Consider the following 21,493-nt stretch of genomic DNA (forward strand, 5'->3'; position numbering starts at 1 on the left):
CTACGTTATGCCAATTACAGTGAATCGTATCATAAGTAAGCCTCCAAATCTTTGATTTAGTTAGGCGAACTTACTCAGCGAACGAAGTGAGTCGAGTTTCCTTTAAGACCAAGTACAATTTCTAGCCTTAGGCATTGATATGACTTAACTAGGGCTGTTATTATACGTGAAAATACTGTAACATAAGTAATGAGATATAATAAACTTATCAGTAGATATAATAATATATATTATGGGAGGTATGAATATGGAACTTTGGGATGTATATGATATTAATCGAAATAAAACAAATGAAACTATGGTTCGAGGTGAACCTATTGAAAAAAATAATTATCATTTAGTTGTGCATGTATGTGTTTTTAATTCAGATGGTGAGATGCTAATTCAACAGAGACAACCTTTCAAAGAAGGTTGGTCAAATATGTGGGATATAACAGTAGGTGGAAGTGCTATAAAAGGTGATACAAGCCAATCAGCAGCTGAAAGGGAATTGTTTGAGGAAATTGGGTTAAGAGTAGATTTTAAAAATATTAGACCTCATATTACCATGAACTTTAACAATGGATTTGATGATATTTATTTAATTGAACAAGATGTTGATATCAATGAACTATCATTGCAGTATGAAGAAGTTCAGAAAGTGAAGTGGGCGTCTAAAGAAGAGATATTTTCAATGATAGATAGTGGTGAATTTACACCATATTATCAGAGTTTGATACAACTATTTTTTGATGCTCGAAAAAAATATGGTACTGTCAATGAAAATAAGTATACTCTGTAACTTAGCACATTCCAATATTTTTTCTTAGGGCTATTAGATGAATTAAATAATAAATACTATACAATTAGACATATATTTAAAATAATGTTATAATCCGAAAGAATATTTAGGATTTAAATAATATATAAAATCATGTGGGAGGAAGTGTAGTATGAAAAAATTATTTAAATTATTGAGCCTATCAACATGTCTTTTAATGATGTTGGTGGTTTTTGCAGGTTGTAGTAAAGATTCTTCTAAAGAAATAAGCTTTTTCAATTATGGTGAAAATATAGATGAAGAAACTGTAAAAGAATTTGAGAATGAATATGGCATAAAGGTTAATGTAGAAACCTTTGATGATATGGAAACTATGTATCAAAAAATTAGTCAGGGCGGTGTGAACTATGATGTTATATTAGTATCTGATGTTTTAATGCCTAGAATGATAAAAAGTAAGTTTGTTCAAGAATTAAATAAAGATAATATACCTAATATATCTCAAATGGATGAAGCCTATTTAAATCTAGAAATAGATCCAGGTAATAAATATTCAGTTCCTTATATGTTTGGAACAGTAGGACTTATTTATAATAAAGATGTAGTAAAAGAAGAAGTGGATAGCTTCGATATATTATGGGATGAAAAGTATAAAGATAAGATTTTTATGTTTGATACCTATAGAGACACCATAGGAGTGGCTTTAAAGAAACTTGGATATTCTTTAAATTCAACTGATCCAAAAGAAATTGAAGAAGCTAAAGAGCTACTATTAAATCAAAGGAAATTAGTTAATCCAATATATGGGATTGATAATGGAACTGTAATGATTCCAGCAGGAGAGTCTGATATAAACATGATTTGGTCTGGAGAGGGATTAAATCTTCAAGCTGAATACCCTAATTTAGTTTATGTAGTACCTAAGGAAGGGGCAAACTTCTGGATTGATAGCTTATGCATACCTTATAATGCTAAAAATGTTGATGGTGCTGAAAAGTTCATAAACTTTGTAAGTGATAAGGAAAGTGCATTAAGAATAGCTGATGAAATAGGGTATACAACTCCTAATAAAGAAGCAAGACTTGAACAACCAGAGGAAGTTAGAAATAATCCTAATGCATATATGACTAAAGAAATAATGGATAGATGTGAAATCTATGTTGATTTTCCTAGTGATGTGAAAAAGGTATATGATGATGCATGGATACGCATAAAATCAAGTAATTAGAAATCATCTATAGTATTATATAACAATAAAAAAGAGAGTAGATAAATTTGTGTTTATACAAACCTATTTATTCTATAATAAAAATGCTTAGTGAGTCAACACTAAGCATTTTTACATTTTAGTTTTTAAAAATATCGGGATAGAAGTCTTTAGCCAATTTTTCTAAGCAATCGAAGGTTCTGTAGCCATATCCCATAAGTTCAGTGTATTCAACAGAAACGATATTTTTATTCTTTATAGCTTCAACACTTTGAAGTGTAGGTTCGGCTAATAGCCTATCTACGGCATCAACATCTACTGAAGCATTTTTATTTGCTGTTACATAAACAATATGGTCAGGGTTAGAAGAAATTATATTTTCTAATGATATAGAACCCCCTTTTTCAATAACGTTATCCGAATTTAACACATTTAACATTTCCTTTTGTAATGAAGCATTAGCACCATAAGCAGTAAAGGATTCTCCATTATAATTAACTATTAGCATAACCTTTTTTCTTTCACTAGTGGTTGGAACTTTTGATTTAATGTTATCAAATGAATTCTGAAGTGAGTCAGCTAATTTATTACCTTTATCTTGAACATCGAACATAGTACCTACGTTCCTAACATCTTGAATAATTGTGTCTAAAGAAATATGGGCATTCATTTTACTTGCCAATTGAACGTAAGTATTAATACCAACTTCATTTAAACTTGGTATTGAACCATATCTATCATCTTTAAATGAAGCAGATCTTCCGATTACTAAATCTGCACCTGAGCCAACAACAACTTCTTTAGCAACATCACCTTTGTTAGCAATTGCAGGTATAGATTCATAGTCTGCTTTTAAATTTTCTAACATAGGAGTATCTAAGTCACCTGTTCCAATTATAGAATCCTTTAACCCTAAAGTTAAAAGTAGTTCAGTTGAAGTTTGATTATTAGTTATAACTTTCTTTGGAGCTTCATTAAAAGTCTGTTTGTACACATTTCCTTCAGAATCAAAAGCATCAAAGGTTATTGGATAAGTTGTTTTATTAGTTGATGCAGCTGTAGAAGTGCTAGTTTGCTCTTGCTTTGATGGTGAGTCTACATTTTCAGTTTTATTACTGCAGCCTACAAAGACTACAGCAGATAGAGCTAATGATGTAAGTAAAAGTAAAGTTTTTTTATTCATGATAATTCTCCTCTCGATTTTCATATTAAAAGTTTTAATTTTTATATAATAGAATAATTAGTTATAGTTTTTGTTTAATGTAATGATGGTGGTAAGTATTCAATAGAAAGCTTTTTAGTAGCTGGATTTATGTGAACAATAGATTCAACATCATATACTTCTTTAATTGTTTTTTCTGTTATAACTTCATTTGGAATCCCGTTATACACAATAACTCCATCTTTCAAAACATAAAGTTCATCACAAAATTGAGAAGCTAATGTTAAATCATGCAAAGCAGCTAAAACACATATATTTAAATTTTTAACTATTGACATAACTTCTAGTTGATACTTTATATCTAGATGATTAGTGGGCTCATCTAAAATTAATATTTTAGGATTTTGAGTTATTGCTCTAGCCAATATAACCCTTTGCTTTTCACCTCCAGATAATAGGCTGAAGTTTTTTTGAGCAAAATCTATCATTCCAACTTGAGATAAAGCTTTAAGTGCCATATCATAATCATTTTTATTATCTTGCTCTAATAAACCTTTATAAGGAGCCCTACCCATTAGAACTATATCTATAACTTTAAAATCAAAGTTAATATTATTAAATTGACTAACCACTCCAAGAGTTTTAGCAAGAGATTTTTTGTTGTAATTTTTTATATCCTTATCAGATATAAAAACATCTCCAAAGGTTGGCTTTATTACACCATAAACAGCTTTCAATAATGTTGATTTCCCACTCCCATTTGGACCTATTAAGCCTATGAACTTATTACTTGTAACTGCTAAATCAATTCCTTTTACAATTTCTTTTTTCGATAAATTGACCTTTAATTCTTTAATTTTCAAATCCATTATAATCACCTACTTATCTCCATATCCGAAGCCTTTTCTCAATAAAATGTAAACAAAGAATGGTGCTCCAACTAAACCAGTAATAATACCAATGGATAATTCGGCATTAGGGATGATTATTCTAGCAAAAACATCAGCCCAAATTAAGAATATAGAACCTAAAAGTATTGAAGTTGGGATTAGTCTTTTATGATCAGACCCAACTATAGATCTTGAAATATGGGGGATTATTAATCCTACAAAGCCTATAATCCCGCAATTAGCTACTAAAATACCTGTTAGTAATGATGTGATTATCATATAAATTTTTCTGTATAAATTTAAATTAAGCCCTAAAGTCATTGAGGCTTCATCACCCATTAACATTAAGTTTAAAGTTCTTCCTTGAGTTAAGAAAAATAAACAACATATAGTTACAGCTAAAATTACAAAACCTATATTTTGCCACTTAGCAGTTGCCAAAGAACCCATTGTCCAGAATTTTACCGTTTGCATACCTTCAGCATTACTAGCAATAGAAATTATAAAATTAGATAAAGATGTACATAATGCACTGACTACAGTTCCCGAAAGGACTAATTTGGAAGATGACATTTTATTTCCCATTGAGGATAATACCAATACCAGGATAGAGGCACTTAAAGCACCTAAAAATGCCCAAAGTGATACACTGCTTATGGAAAAGAGACTAAATGAGCCCAATCCTAACATTATAGAGAAGGTTGCACCTAGTGATGCACCAGAAGAAATTCCTAAAATATATGGCTCAGCTAGAGGGTTTTGAACAGTTGCCTGCATTATTGTTCCGCATACAGCAAGTCCAGCTCCAACAACAATTGCAAGTAAAACTCTAGGCATTCTAATTAACCAAATAACATTATAAGTAGATATATTACTTACTTTGGCAGCATCACCTAAGGATAATCCAAATAGTTCATTTAAGATTATGCTATAGGATACAGAAGGTTTTATTCTAAGTGAACCAAAGGATACTGATAAAATTACAGAAATAAATAATAATATAATTAAGCCTAAGATAAATAAATTGAAGGATTTTTTTATCTTTTGGTTTTTCTCATAAGAAGCATTTAAAATATCTTTCACATTTAACATCCTTTCTTGAACTCCTACTAAAAATGAGGTAAACTTATTCTAGAGAATTAAATGATAATAATTATCAATTTCATTAACTATTATAATATAGAAAAAATCGTAATAGAATATACTAAAATAAAAACATGGACAATTATTTAAAGTTATATGTATTGAAAGGAGCCTATTTACTTGAAAAATGTTAATAAAGGTGATTTATTAAAAGAATTTAGAAAAAATACTTTTGAAGTTTTTAGAATAGAAAGGTTTATCAAGAATTCTATGTCATCGAAAAATGGTTATACAACTAATCTCTCAGCATTCATTTTTACTATAAGAGGAAGAGCCCAAATAGAGTTTGATAATGAGGTCTATATTGCTGAAGGAGGAAAGGTGATTCATGGATGTAAAAATAAAAACATATCCTTTAAGGTTTTAGGAGATGAAGAATTTGAATATATGAATATCTATTATATGGCAGATAAATGTATTAAGCCTGATTCTTATATGAATTCAACCTTCGAATTTGACGTAATAAATTATGACGAGATATTGAAATCCTTGTATGAGCTTAAAGAAATATCTTCAAAACAACAATTAACATCAAAAGTAAATCTTCAAATACAAACCTCATTATTTTTAAGAGAACTCTTTACTGATCATAACTACAAAAAGGGATTAAGTGAAAAAGATTTTACCATAGATGTAAGTGAATTTATTTCACAAAACTATATGGAAGAGATTACATTAGGCACGCTTTCAGAAAAATATGGAGAGAAAGCTAATAGAATATCATACTTATTCAATAAGTATTTAAATATTCGTCCCATAGATTATTTAATCCAATGCAGAATGACTGCTGCATTCAAGTTATTAAATGAAGGTTTTGCAGTAAAGGAAGTTTCAAAAAAGATTGGCTATAATGATGAATTCTATTTTAGTAGGTTATTTAAAAAAAATTTTGGAGTTACTCCAAGCAAGTTAAAGAAAGGGTAGAAGATATGCGAGGAAGAATTTTAACGAGGACAGTTTTTGATAGAGAGATTTTCATGTATTTACCATGGGAGTATGATATATCTGATAAAAAATATCCTGTAGTTTATGTTCATGATGGTGATAAATTTAGAAAGTTTTTAGGTGGAATAATTGATGAAATAGAAGATAAATTTGAAAATAAATCTTTAGAGGAACATATAATAATTGGAATTACACCTTTTGACAGATTAAATGAATATACCCCTTGGGCAGCAGAATCTAACCATGAAAGATTTCATCCATTTGAGGGCATGGGGGATGAATACTTAGAATTTTTAATAAGCGATTTACAAACCTATATTGAAAAAGAGTTTAGAGTAAGCAGTAATAAGAATGATAGAAAAATTATGGGACATTCTCTTGGAGCTTTGATTTCTTTATATTCAGTTTTCAAAAATGATAATTATAGTAAGGTAGCAAGTATATGTGCATCTCAATGGTATGATGGATGGATTAAATTTATTCAGGAAGAAATTTTAGTAAATGATGATTTTAGACTTATTATTATTGCTGGAAGAAAGGAGGGACATAGCAAGACTACAATTCAGAAGGACATGCCTAAGTTTTCTAGTATGTCCTATGGAATATTTAAGAAACATATAGGAGAAGAAAATGTAGAAATGGTTTGGGATGATTATGACCACCACGAAAATATATTAAATAGAAATAAAATTGCTTTGGAATTTTTAATGAGAAAAGATTAATTAGTTTGATAATTACAAGAAGAAGGAATTTTTGTATTTCATTGCAACTTGATAATGTTAGGATAAGAACTTTATACTAAAGTTATATTGACACAACATAGCTTTAGTAGTAAACTGAAAGATAAGTTAGTTGATGCTAACTTATCTTTTTACAGTTAAGTAAGCAATGGCTAACTAGCTTTCTTAAAGGTAGTTAAGTATTTACCTAATTTTATTTTAGTAGTAGGTAAGCCGAAGCTAACTATATAACTATTTAAGTATGTAAATAGTTAACATCATAAATATGCAAAATTAAAATACTTAGGCATTTTAAAATTTCTTATTATAACATCTTAATATTTTAAAATTCTAGAAGTACATAGCTATATATACATAAGAGCTTATATAAATAATATAAATTTTAGGAGGTAAAGAAATGAGTATAGTAATAATTGGTGGTCATGATAGGATGGTTTCTGAATATAAAAAGATATGCGATAAATATAATTGTAAGGCTAAGGTGTTTACACAAATGCCAGGTCGCTTTAAATCTCAAATAGGATGTCCAGATTTATTAGTAATGTTTACTAACACAGTATCTCATAAAATGGTTAATGCAGCTATGCAAGAGGCAGCAAGAAAGAATATCAGTATAGCAAAATCTCATAGTAGTAGCTCTAGCTCTTTAAAGAGTATATTAGAAACTCATTGTTTAAATTGTTCTGGGGATTGCGAAAACTGCACTAAACATAGTAATTAAATATAAAGTTAAATTAAGGAAACATTTTTGGGGTAGAGTTTAATCTTTTAGCACTTTACCCCGATAACAAAAATCGCCTAAAGTATTGTATTAATTTTCTGAATATGATACGTTTTTGTTATGGATATTTTTAGAAGGGTGGGGGATGAAATGAGGAACATATGTAATCTTAATGGAGTAAAAGAAGTATATTTAATAAATACTCAGGGGAAAAATTATTTAACTTTCTTTAAGACAATGGGGGAAAAACTATATTCAATATGTAGTTTAGAAGAAAAGTTAAATGATGAGTATTTTCAAAAGAAAGACTTTGATGAACTTTTAAAAGAAAATCATGAAATTTATAATGATTTACTAGGTGACAACTATAAAACAAGTTACGGCAACCCAGACTATGCAGTGAAAGAGCTAGGAAAAGAAATGGGTCAAATAGCTACATATTTATATAATAGGTTAAATGAATGTATATCTTTAGTATTTTCTCATAAGACTGAGAAGATAGAAAAGTTACTACAGCTATTTACAGATGCCTATGCTTACGTAGTTAAAAATGGTGATAATGCTAATGGTTTAATGGAGCTTATAAGGGATTTTGAAGTTAGCATTTTAGACATGGAAGCTGAGGAAAAGGTTAATAATATAGCTTTAGATACTAAGGGTTATTACAGAACTATAGTTGATGAAGCAAATGCAGAAGATTTAAGATACTTATTTAAGTACGGAAAATATATAACTGATAATGAAATAAAGACAGCTAAATTTTTGTCTACCTATGAAGATGTAAACAAGATTGCATATACCATGGTTAAAGGATATATGGATAGCTTTATAAGAGAAAAGAAGGATTACACTATTAAGTCTACAGTTAGACTAATATACTTTGTTGGTCAAGAGGCTATTGTTAAAGAGGTTATAAAGGAGTTTGGTAAATACAACTTAACCCCTGTCCTTGCAATGGTAGAATCTACTGAAGCAAATAAACAGTTTACTTATGATCATAGATTTGATAATGCTTTATTCTTCAGTAAAAACTATGCAGAAGTTAAAGAAGAAAGATTTACAGCTACCTTTGAAAGATTTAAAGAAGGTTTAGGAAAGTATTCAGGAATTGCAGTTATTGAAAGCTTTGGAGAGGTTCCGTTTGCACCTGAAAGCAAGAATACAGCTTTAAAATTAAGTGAAGAACAAAGTAAGGTTTACCAAAATGCAACGGTAAGACTTAGAACTATTCAAGATAAATACATGCCATCTAAGGAAACAACCTTTACTATTATAGCTTTCCCTAGTCCAGAAATAGGAGAAAATTTTGAGGAAATCTTTGCTGATACTATGAAGATAAATACTCTTGATTCAGACAAGTGGGAAAGAATCCAAAATGATATTATTGGGGCTTTAGATAAGGGTGAGTTTATCCATGTTAAGGGCTGCAATGGAAATAGAACAGATATAAAGGTTAAAATGCAGGAGATCAACAATCCAGAAAAGGAAACAAACTTTGAAAACTGTATTGCCACTGTAAATATACCGGTTGGAGAGGTATTTACATCTCCAATGTTAAAAGGAACAAATGGACTTCTACATCTAGAAGAAATCTTCCTAGATGGCCTTAAATATATAAACTTAGAACTTTTATTTAAGGATGGATATATTGCTGAATATAACTGTTCTAATTTTGATGAAGAATCTAAAAATAAAAAGTATGTAGAGGAAAATCTGTTGTTCCCAAATAAAACTTTACCTCTTGGTGAGTTTGCAATAGGTACAAACACCTTAGCATATGTTATAGCGCAGAAGCATAATATAGTACCTATACTTCCTATCCTTATTGGAGAAAAGATGGGACCACACTTTGCAGTGGGTGATACTTGTTATTCTTATAGTGAAGATGAAAGAGTTTATAATGCTTTTGATGGAAAAGAAATAATTGCTAAGGATAATGAAAAATCTATTCTTAGAAAAACGGATATAGAGAGTGCATATACTCAATGTCATACAGATATAACTATACCTTACGATAGCTTAGAGTTTATAAATGCTATAACAAAGGATGGGGAAGTTATTGAAGTAATTAAAAATGGTAGATTTATTCTAAAGGGCACTGAGGAATTAAATGAACCTTTCAATGGAGAGGCTTAATAAACAGAGTTCTTAGCTTCTTCGAAGCTTAGAAATCATTATCCAGGGACGTAGCTGCTCTTTATTCCTACTTTAAAAAAGATAGGAATATTAGAGCAGGTAGTCATCGGATATATTTTTTATAGAAATAGGAGGAAAATTATGATTAATAACATTGATATTAAAAATAAGATGGTAATAAAGTTAGATGATGAATTACCAGAAATGCCTAAGTTTCAAGAAGGAATTAGAAGAGCTCCTGACAGAGGTTATAGCTTAACACCTGCACAAACTGAATTAGCTCTTAAAAATGCTTTAAGATATGTTCCAGAACATCTTCACGAGAAATTAGCTCCAGAGTTTATGGAAGAGCTTTTGACAAGAGGAAGAATATATGGATATAGATTTAGGCCAGAAGGAAAATTAAGTGGTAAGTCTATAGATGAATATAAAGGAAATTGCGCAGAAGGTAAGGCCTTCCAAGTAATGATAGATAACAACTTAGATTTTGATGTGGCATTATATCCTTATGAACTTGTTACTTACGGTGAAACAGGACAAGTGTGCCAAAACTGGATGCAATATAGACTTATTAAAAAATACCTAGAGAATATGACAGATGAACAAACTTTAGTAGTAGAGAGTGGTCATCCATTAGGATTATTTAGAAGTTCTAAAACTGCTCCAAGGGTAATAACTACTAATGGTTTAATGGTTGGTATGTTTGATAATCCAGAAGATTTCCATTTAGCAACTCAACTAGGAGTAGCTAACTATGGCCAGATGACAGCTGGTGGTTGGATGTATATAGGACCTCAAGGTATAGTTCATGGTACCTTCAACACTATAGTAAATGCAGGAAGATTAAAGCTTGGAGTGGCTGATGATGGAGATTTAAGAGGTAAGATATTTGTAACTTCTGGTCTTGGCGGAATGAGTGGTGCTCAACCTAAAGCTATAGAAATAGCTAATGGAGTAGGAATTGTAGCAGAGGTTGACTATTCAAGAATCAAAACAAGACTTGATCAAGGCTGGGTTTCCATGGCATCAAGTGATTTAGAAGAAGTTATAAGAGTTGCTAAAGAAAAGGCTAAAAATGAAGAGTCTATCTCTATAGCATATCATGGAAATATCGTAGATTTACTTGAATACATCTTAGAAAATGATATTCATATAGATTTATTATCAGACCAAACTTCTTGCCATGCTGCATATGATGGTGGGTATGCACCAGTAGGAATTTCTTTTGAAGAAAGAACCAGATTATTAAAAGAAGATAGAGAAAAATTCAAAGAGCTTGTAGATATGACCTTATTAAAACACTACGACATAATTAAAAAGTTAGTTGCTAAGGGAGTTTACTTCTTTGATTATGGTAACTCATTTATGAAGGCAATCTATGATGCTGGTGGAAAAGACATAGCTAAAAATGGTGTAGATGAAAAGGATGGATTCATTTATCCTTCTTATGTTGAAGATATCATGGGACCAATGCTATTTGACTATGGTTATGGACCATTTAGATGGGTATGCTTAAGTCATAAACATGAAGATTTAATAAAAACAGACCATGCTGCAATGGAATGTATTGATCCAAATAGAAGAGGACAAGATAGAGATAACTACATTTGGATTAGAGATGCTGAAAAGAACCAATTAGTTGTTGGTACAGAAGCTAGAATATTATATCAAGATGCACAAGGTCGTATGGATATTGCTCTTAAGTTTAATGAACTTGTAAGAAATGGTGAAGTTGGACCAATCATGCTTGGAAGAGATCACCATGATGTAAGTGGTACAGATTCTCCATTTAGAGAAACTTCTAATATAAAAGATGGAAGTAACATGATGGCTGAAATGGCAATCCAATGCTTTGCAGGAAATGCAGCAAGAGGAATGAGCTTAATTGCTCTTCACAATGGTGGAGGAGTTGGAACAAGTAAGTCAATCAATGGAGGATTTGGATTAGTTCTTGATGGTAGCGAAAGAGTTGATAATATTATAAAATCATCTATGGCATGGGATGTTATGGGCGGAGTTGCTAGAAGAGCTTGGGCAAGAAATCCACATTCTATTGAAACAAGTATGGAATATAATGAGAAGAACCAAGGAACAGATCATATAACTCTTCCATATATACCGAAGGATGAATTAATAAAATCTGTTATTGAAAAAGCTTTAAATAAATAAATCATAATTTAAATAATTGAATAAGTTAATTGGGTATATAGTATTAAAAGATTAAGACTATATACCTGATTTTTTATTTTTTTAGTTTGTATTTAGTTGTAAATAAAATATATTAATAAAAATATAAAAAATAAGTTCTAAGTTGAAGGTTGCTTCGTATATTTTTATGGGGATGATTTTTTAATATATGTAGTAAATTTAAATGAAATAAAAACAATGATTAAACAATGTATATACATTAGTAGATAATATTGAATAGAGTATTTGCAAGTAGTATAATAGTTAGGGTATTTGATGTGTAGATAAGGAGGGGTAGTGTTGAATTATAGAAAAAAAGTTAGAAAAGTTAATAAAATAAAAATATTTGTCGTAGCAATAACACTAATTAGTACCCTTTTTATTTTAGTTGGATGTAAATCCGATATTGAAGAAGAAAGAGATCCAATTATAAACAATTATACAAGTGCTGTAATAGAAAAAAACAACAACATATATATTTTTGATGAGCATGAGGAATATTTAGAAGGGGTAGGAGATTTGCATAGGCTGAAAGAACTTTCTGCTTTAAGTAATGACTGGAGTAATATAGCTTTTAAATATTTAGATGAGAAAGATAAAATAAATATATATAGTATGAAAGATGAGGAATATAAAGTATTACAAATAAATGATATAGGTGAAAATCAAATATCTAATATATCATGGATGAATAATAAATTAGTAGTTCATTTATATATAGATCCTACCACGAGTAAATATCTAATTTATGATGCAGACACTTTAGAACTTTTGAATTCCTGCGAAGGAATCTTAATAGATGTTCTTAATGAAGGTAATACTATAGTTTATGGTAGAGCTAGTAATGGAGTTACTAATATATACTTTAATAATGCACAAATAATTAGTTTGGAAGATAATGGAGAAGTTTTATTAAAGGGAAAAGTATCTCCTAAAAAGGATGAGATAGCTTTTATTACCTTTAGTTTTGATAAGGAAAAATTAACTCAATGTGAATATTTGTATAGAGGAAAAATTGAGAATGGTAAAATAAAGGATGTTTTTAAGACTGTTAAGCCCTATGAAATAAATGGAGACATAGTATATGAGGGTGATGAACTGGTTATATATAGCCAAGAAGGAAATTATTTAGTAAAAGATGAAGAGTTTATAGAAGAAGAAAATGAGGAAATGAAGAAAAAGCTCAATGAAAATTCTATGAAACTTAAAAACATGCTTAAAAATACCTTTGAAAGCGAAAGTATAAATGAAAACTTATCATGGAATGAAATTGGAGTTTTTAATATTACCTGGTTTACTAGGTAATATTTTTTTGTTGTATAGGAAAGTATAGATTTTTACGCTTTATAGGTTTTACCGTTAGGAATGCGGCGCATGCCACTTTTTTTATGTCTAAATTGTGAACATGCATATAAATATAGCTGTAATAATATATGAAATTTCATGAAAGTTATTGTAATATTTAAAATATACAGGTAAATCTCCAAGGTGGATTTTTTCCAGGTTTTATTAAGGGGAAATCTGTTGACACCTTGTGTAGGGTTCAATATAATTAACGTGGAAAGTAAAAAAACAAATTAAAATGTAGAAATACTGGAGGAACTTCTAATGGATAAAAAAATGCTTTCACCTGATGAAATTACTAATTATGTAGAACAGGTTGGAGTAAAAAAGGCTAATAATAAATGTGTACAAACTTTATTTTTAGGTATTTTAGCAGGTGCATTTATAGCTTTAGGGGCATATGCATCATCAGTAGCATCACATGGAATTAGTGATCCCGGATTACAGAAATTTGTGGCAGGTATAGTATTTCCAGTTGGATTAATTTTAGTGTTAATATGTGGAGCAGAATTGTTCACAGGAAATTCATTATTAAGTGTAGCTTGGGCTGAGAAAAAGATAACCACAGGCCAAATGTTTAAAAATTGGGCACTTGTTTGGATAGGAAACTTTATTGGAGCTGCTTTTGTAGCAATACTAGTTTTTGAATCAGGTCTTTTATCAACAGGAAATGTTGGAGGCTATGCTATTAAGGTAGCAGCGGCTAAGGCAAGTATGGGTTTTGTACCTGCAATTGCAAGTGGAATATTGTGTAATGTCATAGTATGTGTATGTGTATGGGGTTCCTATGCAGCTAAAGATGTAACAGGAAAAATATTCATGGGGTTCTTTCCGATATTTGCTTTTGTTATAGCAGGTTTTGAACACTGCGTAGCTAATATGTATTACTTTTCTATAGGATTGCTTGCAAAAACAAATTCAGCTTTTGTTGAAGCATCTCATGTAGCTGTTGAAAAATTAGATAATTTAACTATAGTTGGAATTTTTAATAATCTAATTCCTGTAACCATAGGAAATATTATTGGTGGTGCAGTTTGTATTGGATTAGTTTATTGGTTCATATATAGAAAATGTAATAAAAAGAATATTGAGATAAGAGAGAAATTATCAGCATAGTATATATAAATTCATGGAAAATTGTGTTAGAATTAAGTTTTAGCATGATTTTTTTTTATAAGATTTTATGGAAAATTGTAAAAATTTCTATTGATTTGTAAAAATCTATTTTATATTTATAGCACATAATATAAAATAGATAGTATGAAGATAAATACTAAATTAATTAATGGGAGGGTTATATGAAGAAGAAAGGAAAAGTTATCAGTTCAATTGTAGCTTTAAGTATAATGGGGGCAATAGCCTTTAGCATTAATAATAGAGTAGAAGCAGATGCAGTAAAAATAAGATTAGGTGGGAGCACTAGATATGAAACTGCTGTAGAAACATCTAAACAGGGATGGCCTAGTGGAAGTAAAACCATAGTACTAGTGTGTGGAACGGATTATCCTGATGCACTAAGTGCGGCACCTTTAGCTAAAAAGTATAATGCTCCTATATTGCTAACAGAACAGAGTGCATTATCTACTGTAGTGTCCAATGAGATAAATAGATTGAAGCCTTCTATAGCTTACATAGTTGGTGGAGATGGAGTTGTATCTAAAAATGTACAATCCCAGTTAAAGGGAATGGGCATTGATGTTAAAAGATTAGGTGGTATCAATAGGTATGAAACAGCTGTAAAAGTAGCTGAGCATATTGGAACATCTAATGGAGTTGTTTTGGCTTCAGGGGTAAGTTTTGCCGATTCTCTATCAATAGCTCCGGTGGCGGCAAAACTAGGAATGCCTATATTGCTAACAGATGTGAATGAATATAACAGTTATAATAAAAAGTTCATTCAAAATAATAGCATACCTAAAACTTATGTTATAGGTGGGGATGGTGTGATATCAAACTCTAATATGGCTAATTATAAAAGTCCTGAAAGAATTAGTGGAATTGATAGATATGAAACTAATACAGCAGTTTTTAATTATTTTAAAGGAAATGTTAATTTAAACAAAATTTATTTAGCATCAGGAATAGATTTTCCAGATGGATTAGTAGGAGCACCAATAGCTGCATTAACTTCTTCTCCAGTAATTCTTATGGAGGAATCAGGAACTTATTATCCTAAAGTTTTAGCAGCAATAAAAGGAATAAAATCCGATCAAGTATTGGTTTTAGGTGGAGTTGGAGTAGTTAGCGACAACATAGTTAATAAGGTTTTAGAGGCAGTAAATTATGAGGAGAAATTTAAGGTTTTAAGTATTGAATAGCTCAAAAGTGGGTGAAATTAAAGTGAGACCTATAGAAGATATGCTTAAAGACCTACCCTTGGGGGTATCTGCTTTAACAGAACAAAAGGTTCATAATAAAAAGTTGACTTGTATAATAATTAAAGATGATTTTAAAGATTTTATATATTTGCCTAATTCTATGCAGTTTAATTTCAAAAGCGCCTATGTAAAAAGTAATAAAGTAATTTCAGGGCACTTGATTATAAGAATGAAAGATGATATAAAAGAAAAGTACTATCCTTTTCACTTTAATTATTATGATGAAAAAACATTAAGTTTAATTATAAATTTAAGTCATCAAAGAAAATTATACTTAATACTAGGTAATAAATATAACGAATATAAAATTGTTTGTTTCAGAAATAGTTTAAAAAGTTTTTTTAGAAGATATATAATTAATTGTATAAACTATGGTTATCGATGGAGTGATGAAGATTACAAGGAATCAATTTGTAATCTTGTATCTTCATTTCCTAGTATAGATGACTTATGGAAACGATTAGGTGGACAAATTACTATGAGTATACTGAAAAAAGTATAAGAAAAACGGTGAAATGTTAAGTAAAATTCAAAATCTACAAAAAACTTATATTAATTTAAAAATTTTTTAAAAAAACCATTGCATTTCTAAAATATTAGATTTATAATAGGTACATGATAAATAATAAATTGAATTGTTTAAAAATTTAATATTGAATCATAAGTAGAGGCGCTTATAAATTGGTAACTGATAAATGTTAAAGAGAATACCCTCTGATGTTACAGTGAATTGTTTATAGGCCGAAAGGGTACAAAGGTATTTTGTATTACTTGGGGATAAGACACAAGGTTTTATCACTGCCATGTTATATGGAGAGCTATTTATGGAATGAAAAATATTCATTGCATTGATAGTTCTAACTAACCAAGTTATCTAATGGTGTTGAATATTTTCAACGCCATTTTTTATTTACTATATTTTTATCCGATGACTATCATCTCTAATACTATGAACTTTTTCAAAGTGAGAGTAAAAGAGCTGCTACGTCCCTGGATAACGATTTCTAAGTTTCAAAGAAACTAAGAAATCTGTTTATACTAAAAAGTTATACATAAATAAAAAGTAAACGATTATTTTATAGGGGGAAAAGAAAATGAAATCAGTAATCAGATTAAGAATGAGCGCACATGATGCACACTACGGTGGAAATCTTGTTGATGGAGCAAGAATGCTACAATTATTTGGAGATGTAGCTACAGAATTATTAATACAAAATGATGGAGACGAAGGTCTATTCAAAGCTTATGAAAACGTAGAATTCATGGCACCTGTATTTGCTGGAGATTATATCGAAGCTGTAGGTGAAATCGTACACGTTGGAAACACATCAAGAAAAATGACTTTTGAAGCTAGAAAAGTAATAGTTCCAAGACCTGAAATCAACGATTCAGCTTGTGACGTTTTAGAAGAGCCAATAGTTGTTTGTAAAGCAACTGGAATATGCGTAGTACCAAAAGATAAGAAGAGAAAGTAAATAAGTGCAAGAATTCTTGCAGAAACATTGTTAAAAAATTAACTATATAGGAGGATTTTAAATGGAAAAGTTAATAATTGCTGCAGCTATTTGTGGTGCAGAGGTTACTAAAGAGCAAAATCCAAATGTTCCTTACACAGTAGAAGAAATTGGTCAAGAGGCAGAAAAATGTTATAAAGCTGGAGCTAGTATAATCCACCTTCATGTTAGAAAAGATGATGGTACTCCAACTCAAGACAAAGATAGATTTGAAGCTTGTATGGCTGAAATAAGAAGAAGATGTCCAGATGTTATCATTCAACCATCTACTGGTGGTGCTGTAGGAATGAGCAATGAAGAAAGACTTCAACCAGTTGATTTAAGTCCAGAAATGGCAACATTAGACTGTGGAACTTGTAACTTTGGTGGAGACGAAATATTTGTTAATACAGAGAACACAATCAAAGAATTCGGGGAGAAAATGATCGAGTTAAACGTTAAGCCAGAAATCGAAGTATTCGATAAAGGTATGATTGACATGGCGATCAGACTTCATAAAAAAGGATTTATAAAAGCACCAATGCACTTCAACTTCGTTATGGGAGTTAATGGTGGAATAAGTGCTGGAATGAGAGACTTTGTATTTATGAAAGAAAGTATTCCAGCAGGAAGCACTTACACAGTATCAGGAATAGGCAGAAATGAATTCCCATTAGCTGCAATGTCTATGATAGAAGGTGGACATGTAAGAGTTGGATTTGAAGATAACGTATACCTATCAAAAGGTGTTATGGCAGAAAGCAATGCTGACCTAGTTGAAAAAGCTGTAAGAATAGCTAAAGAATTAGGAAGAGAAATTGCAACTCCAGCAGAAGCAAGAGAAATATTAGGACTTAAAGCTTTATAATTTGAAGCATAATATAAGAAGCTATTTTTAACGTATAAGATTAAAAATATAATAAACAATAATTAAGTAGAAAAAATTTATTGAGACTAAAGTAAAAAGGAGTGTTTTTAATGAAAAAAGGATGTAAATATGGAACTCACAGAGTAATAACACCAGCAGGAGTATTACCACAACCAGCTTTAAAAATAGACAATACAATGGAAATATATGATAATGAAATACTTATCGACGTTCAAGCTTTAAACGTTGACTCAGCAAGCTTTACACAAATAGAAGAAGAAGCTGGACATGACGTAGAAAAAATAAAAGCAAAAATCCTTGAAATCGTTGGAGAAAGAGGAAAAATGCAAAACCCTGTAACTGGTTCAGGCGGAATGCTTATCGGAAAAATAGCTAAAATAGGAGCTGCATTAGAAGGAAAAACTGATCTTAAAGTTGGAGACAAAATCTCTACATTAGTATCTCTTTCATTAACTCCACTTAAAATAGAAGAAATCATCGATATTAAACCAGACATCGATAGAGTAGAAATTAAAGGTCAAGCAATATTATTCGAAAGCGGATTATATGCTAAACTTCCAGAAGATATGGAAGAAACTTTAGCACTAGCTGCACTAGACGTAGCAGGAGCTCCAGCTCAAGTTGCTAAATTAGTTAGACCAGGACAATCAGTTCTTTTATTAGGAGCAGCAGGAAAATCAGGAATGTTATGTTGCTACGAAGCAGTTAAAAGAGTTGGACCAACAGGAAACGTTATTGGTTTAGTTAGAAACGAAGAAGAAGCTGCAAGATTAAGAAGATTAAACTTAAACATGAAAATAGTTATCGGAGATGCTACTAAAGCTATCGACGTAATGAACTTAGCTTTAGCTAACAACAACGGCGAAGAAGTTGATGTATCTATCAACATAGTTAACGTTCAAAACACAGAAATGTCAACTATATTACCAGTTAAAGATGACGGTATAGTTTACTTCTTCTCAATGGCTACAGCATTCACTAAAGCTGCTTTAGGAGCTGAGGGTGTAGGTAAAGACGTAACTATGATAGTAGGAAACGGATATACTAAAGGACATGCTGAAATAACATTACAAGAGTTAAGAGAAAACGAAACTCTAAGAGCTATATTCCAAGAATTATACGTTTAATCCGTAGATTATAATTGATTAATTAATAAAATTAATATATATAAATGTGAAATTATAGGGGGTAACAATTAATGAATACAACTCGTAGAAAAGAATTATTTCCAAACGTTACAGATGAACAATGGTTTGACTGGAAATGGCAAACAAAAAACAGAATAGAAACTTTAGATGAATTAAAGAAGTATATTCCATTAACTCCAGAAGAAGAAGAAGGAGCTAAAAAATGTCTTGAAACTTTAAGAATGGCTATAACTCCTTACTACTTATCATTAATCGATCCAAACAATGCTAATGACCCAGTAAGATTACAAGCTATCCCAACAGGATTAGAAGCTCATAAATCTGCTGCAGATTTAGAAGACCCACTACACGAAGATACAGATTCTCCAGTACCTGGATTAACTCATAGATATCCAGATAGAGTATTACTTCTTATAACTGACCAATGCTCTATGTACTGCAGACACTGCACAAGAAGAAGATTTGCAGGACAAAGCGATGACTGCATGCCAATGGAAAGAATAGATAAAGCTATAGATTATATCAGCAAAACACCAGTAATCAGAGACGTTCTATTATCAGGTGGAGATGCTTTACTAGTTGACGATTCAGTACTTGAGTACATCATCAGCAAATTAAGAGCAATACCACACGTAGAAATAATCAGAATTGGTTCAAGAACACCAGTAGTTATGCCACAAAGAATTACTGATGGCCTTGTAAATATGTTAAAGAAATACCACCCAATCTGGTTAAATACTCACTTTAACCATCCAAACGAAATCACAGAAGAGTCTAAAGCTGCATGTGAGAGAATGGCTAATGCTGGTATACCACTAGGAAACCAATCAGTACTTCTAAGAGGAGTAAATGACTGTGTTCACACAATGAAACAATTAGTTAACGATTTAGTTAAAATCAGAGTTAGACCTTACTACATCTATCAATGTGACTTATCATTAGGACTAGAGCACTTCAGAACTCCAGTTTCTAAAGGTATCGAAATCATTGAAGGATTAAGAGGACATACTTCTGGATACTGCGTACCAACATTCGTTGTTGACGCTCCAGGCGGCGGTGGAAAAACTCCAGTTATGCCAAACTATGTAATTTCTCAAAGCCATGACAAAGTAATACTTAGAAACTTTGAAGGAGTTATAACTACTTACTCTGAGCCAACAAACTACACTCCAGGATGTACTTGTGATGTTTGTACAGGTAAGAAATCAGTTCATAAAGTTGGAGTTGCTGGATTATTAAACGGTGAAAAACTTGCTTTAGAACCAACAGGATTAGAAAGAAACGAAAGACACGCTCACTAGAATATAGTTAGAAGTGATCTTAATGAATGAAATTTTAAAGTTATTGAAACCATATAAAAGTGTATCTATTATAGGTATGAATAAAAATGTGGGAAAAACTACAACTTTAAACCATATCTTGAAGGAGGCTAGGGGCTCTGTGTCCCTTGGCCTAACTTCTATAGGGAGAGATGGTGAAGAGTTAGACAGGGTTACGGCTACAGAGAAACCTAAGATATATATTGAAAAGGGGACTGTGATTGCTACAGCCAAACAATGTCTTTTAAATAGTGATTTCACAAGAGAGATTGTAAGAACTACAGGAATAAATACTCCTATGGGAGAAGTTGTTATTTGTAAAGCCTTAAGTGATGGTTATGTGGATTTAGGAGGACCTTCCGTGAATTCATATATGACCAATATAAAAGATCAATTATTAAGTCTTCAGTGTGATCTTGTAATAGTAGATGGAGCTTTAAGTAGAAAGACCTTTGCTTCACCCGCCATAACAGAAGCTACAGTGTTATCTACAGGAGCCGCTCTATCAAGAAGTATGAAGACTGTCATAAGTGAGACAAAACATACTATGGATCTATTAAGTTTACCCCATGAGCAAGATAGGTCTATTTTAAATGTCGCAACAAAAATATGTGATTCAGGAATTGTAGGCATCATTTATAAGGATGGTACCTATAAAGTACTAGAGGTTTTAACTGCCCTAGAAGCTTCAAAAGAAATTGTAGAAGCTTTGAGTGAACAAGTATCCCATGTAGTTATTAAAGGTGCAGTTTCTGACAAACTTATTAAAAATATCATGACTTCTACTAACCTATATAAAGATATAACTTTTCTTGTGGAAGATGGTACTAAGCTATTTATTAGTAGTGAAAGCCTTTATAGATTCCATAGGCAAGGTGGAGTCATAAAGGTCCTAAATAAGATAACTGTGGTTTGCATAACTTCAAATCCAAAATCACCTTATGGATATGAATTTCCAAAGGATGAATTCTTAAAAGGTCTTAGAGAAGCTGTCAATGTTCCAGTATTTGATGTATTAGGGGGGAAATAAT

Annotated in this window: 19 protein-coding genes and 1 riboswitch; of the genes, 16 read left to right on the forward strand and 3 right to left on the reverse strand. The window is 30.9% G+C overall.

Going from position 1 to position 21,493, the window contains the following annotated elements:
* Positions 1–247 precede the first annotated feature (247 nt).
* Together B3B03_RS14425 and B3B03_RS14430 are read left to right on the forward strand one after the other, a co-directional pair.
* Entirely contained in the window at positions 248–781 is a 534-nt protein-coding gene (locus B3B03_RS14425) for an NUDIX hydrolase (protein ID WP_346877683.1), read from the forward strand.
* A 151-nt stretch (positions 782–932) separates the two neighbouring features.
* Positions 933–1,988, forward strand: a complete 1,056-nt coding sequence (locus B3B03_RS14430) for a spermidine/putrescine ABC transporter substrate-binding protein (protein WP_346877684.1) — start codon at positions 933–935, stop codon at positions 1,986–1,988.
* A 118-nt stretch (positions 1,989–2,106) separates the two neighbouring features.
* On the opposite strand, the gene B3B03_RS14435 is transcribed toward B3B03_RS14430, so the two are convergent.
* From B3B03_RS14435 to B3B03_RS14445, 3 genes are all read right to left on the reverse strand, one after another.
* A complete protein-coding gene (locus B3B03_RS14435) occupies positions 2,107–3,150 on the reverse strand; it encodes an ABC transporter substrate-binding protein (protein WP_346877685.1) in 1,044 nt (347 codons plus the stop codon).
* Positions 3,151–3,224: 74 nt separating this feature from the next.
* Positions 3,225–3,998 (reverse strand): ABC transporter ATP-binding protein, encoded by a 774-nt coding sequence (locus B3B03_RS14440; RefSeq protein WP_346847429.1) that lies wholly within the window; start codon positions 3,996–3,998, stop codon positions 3,225–3,227.
* A 9-nt stretch (positions 3,999–4,007) separates the two neighbouring features.
* Complete coding sequence (locus B3B03_RS14445) at positions 4,008–5,102, reverse strand: FecCD family ABC transporter permease (protein ID WP_414632836.1); 1,095 nt, start codon at positions 5,100–5,102, stop codon at positions 4,008–4,010.
* Positions 5,103–5,282: 180 nt separating this feature from the next.
* Between B3B03_RS14445 and B3B03_RS14450 the strand changes: the two genes are divergently transcribed.
* From B3B03_RS14450 to B3B03_RS14515, 14 genes are all read left to right on the forward strand, one after another.
* Positions 5,283–6,086: an AraC family transcriptional regulator gene (locus tag B3B03_RS14450; protein ID WP_346877687.1), complete on the forward strand. Its 804-nt coding sequence runs from the start codon at positions 5,283–5,285 to the stop codon at positions 6,084–6,086.
* Positions 6,087–6,091: 5 nt separating this feature from the next.
* On the forward strand, positions 6,092–6,829 hold the full coding sequence (locus B3B03_RS14455) for an alpha/beta hydrolase (protein ID WP_346877688.1): 738 nt from the start codon (positions 6,092–6,094) through the stop codon (positions 6,827–6,829).
* 415 nt (positions 6,830–7,244) lie between these two features.
* Positions 7,245–7,568 (forward strand): DUF2325 domain-containing protein, encoded by a 324-nt coding sequence (locus B3B03_RS14460; protein ID WP_346847171.1) that lies wholly within the window; start codon positions 7,245–7,247, stop codon positions 7,566–7,568.
* Positions 7,569–7,718: 150 nt separating this feature from the next.
* Complete coding sequence (locus tag B3B03_RS14465; RefSeq protein ID WP_346877689.1) at positions 7,719–9,704, forward strand: aminopeptidase; 1,986 nt, start codon at positions 7,719–7,721, stop codon at positions 9,702–9,704.
* A gap of 141 nt (positions 9,705–9,845) precedes the next feature.
* Positions 9,846–11,873: a urocanate hydratase gene (locus tag B3B03_RS14470; RefSeq protein ID WP_346847173.1), complete on the forward strand. Its 2,028-nt coding sequence runs from the start codon at positions 9,846–9,848 to the stop codon at positions 11,871–11,873.
* Between the two features lie 318 nt (positions 11,874–12,191).
* A complete protein-coding gene (locus B3B03_RS14475; RefSeq protein ID WP_346877690.1) occupies positions 12,192–13,196 on the forward strand; it encodes a hypothetical protein in 1,005 nt (334 codons plus the stop codon).
* 303 nt (positions 13,197–13,499) lie between these two features.
* Entirely contained in the window at positions 13,500–14,351 is an 852-nt protein-coding gene (locus tag B3B03_RS14480; RefSeq protein ID WP_346877691.1) for a formate/nitrite transporter family protein, read from the forward strand.
* A 182-nt stretch (positions 14,352–14,533) separates the two neighbouring features.
* Positions 14,534–15,553, forward strand: a complete 1,020-nt coding sequence (locus B3B03_RS14485) for a cell wall-binding repeat-containing protein (RefSeq protein ID WP_346847176.1) — start codon at positions 14,534–14,536, stop codon at positions 15,551–15,553.
* The gene (locus B3B03_RS14490; RefSeq protein WP_346877692.1) at positions 15,546–16,115 is read left to right on the forward strand and encodes a hypothetical protein; all 570 of its coding nucleotides are present in this window, start codon (positions 15,546–15,548) and stop codon (positions 16,113–16,115) included. The genes B3B03_RS14485 and B3B03_RS14490 overlap by 8 nt, the downstream gene beginning before the upstream one ends.
* 155 nt (positions 16,116–16,270) lie before the next feature.
* Positions 16,271–16,442, forward strand: a riboswitch (Lysine riboswitch).
* A gap of 265 nt (positions 16,443–16,707) precedes the next feature.
* Positions 16,708–17,088, forward strand: coding sequence for a hotdog domain-containing protein (locus B3B03_RS14495; RefSeq protein ID WP_035130526.1), 381 nt, complete (start codon positions 16,708–16,710; stop codon positions 17,086–17,088).
* Between the two features lie 61 nt (positions 17,089–17,149).
* Entirely contained in the window at positions 17,150–17,974 is an 825-nt protein-coding gene (locus B3B03_RS14500) for a 3-keto-5-aminohexanoate cleavage protein (RefSeq protein ID WP_346877693.1), read from the forward strand.
* A 110-nt stretch (positions 17,975–18,084) separates the two neighbouring features.
* Positions 18,085–19,122 carry an L-erythro-3,5-diaminohexanoate dehydrogenase gene (locus tag B3B03_RS14505; RefSeq protein ID WP_035130522.1) on the forward strand — a complete coding sequence of 346 codons (1,038 nt, stop codon included), beginning with the start codon at positions 18,085–18,087 and terminating at the stop codon, positions 19,120–19,122.
* 71 nt (positions 19,123–19,193) lie between these two features.
* On the forward strand, positions 19,194–20,444 hold the full coding sequence (gene ablA / locus B3B03_RS14510; RefSeq protein WP_035130520.1) for a lysine 2,3-aminomutase: 1,251 nt from the start codon (positions 19,194–19,196) through the stop codon (positions 20,442–20,444).
* Between the two features lie 22 nt (positions 20,445–20,466).
* Positions 20,467–21,492, forward strand: coding sequence for a hypothetical protein (locus B3B03_RS14515; RefSeq protein WP_035130517.1), 1,026 nt, complete (start codon positions 20,467–20,469; stop codon positions 21,490–21,492).
* Position 21,493: the final 1 nt, after the last annotated feature.

It is taken from the genome of Clostridium sp. UBA5712, assembly GCF_002419845.1.
GTDB classification, from domain to species: domain Bacteria; phylum Bacillota; class Clostridia; order Clostridiales; family Clostridiaceae; genus Clostridium_J; species Clostridium_J sulfidigenes.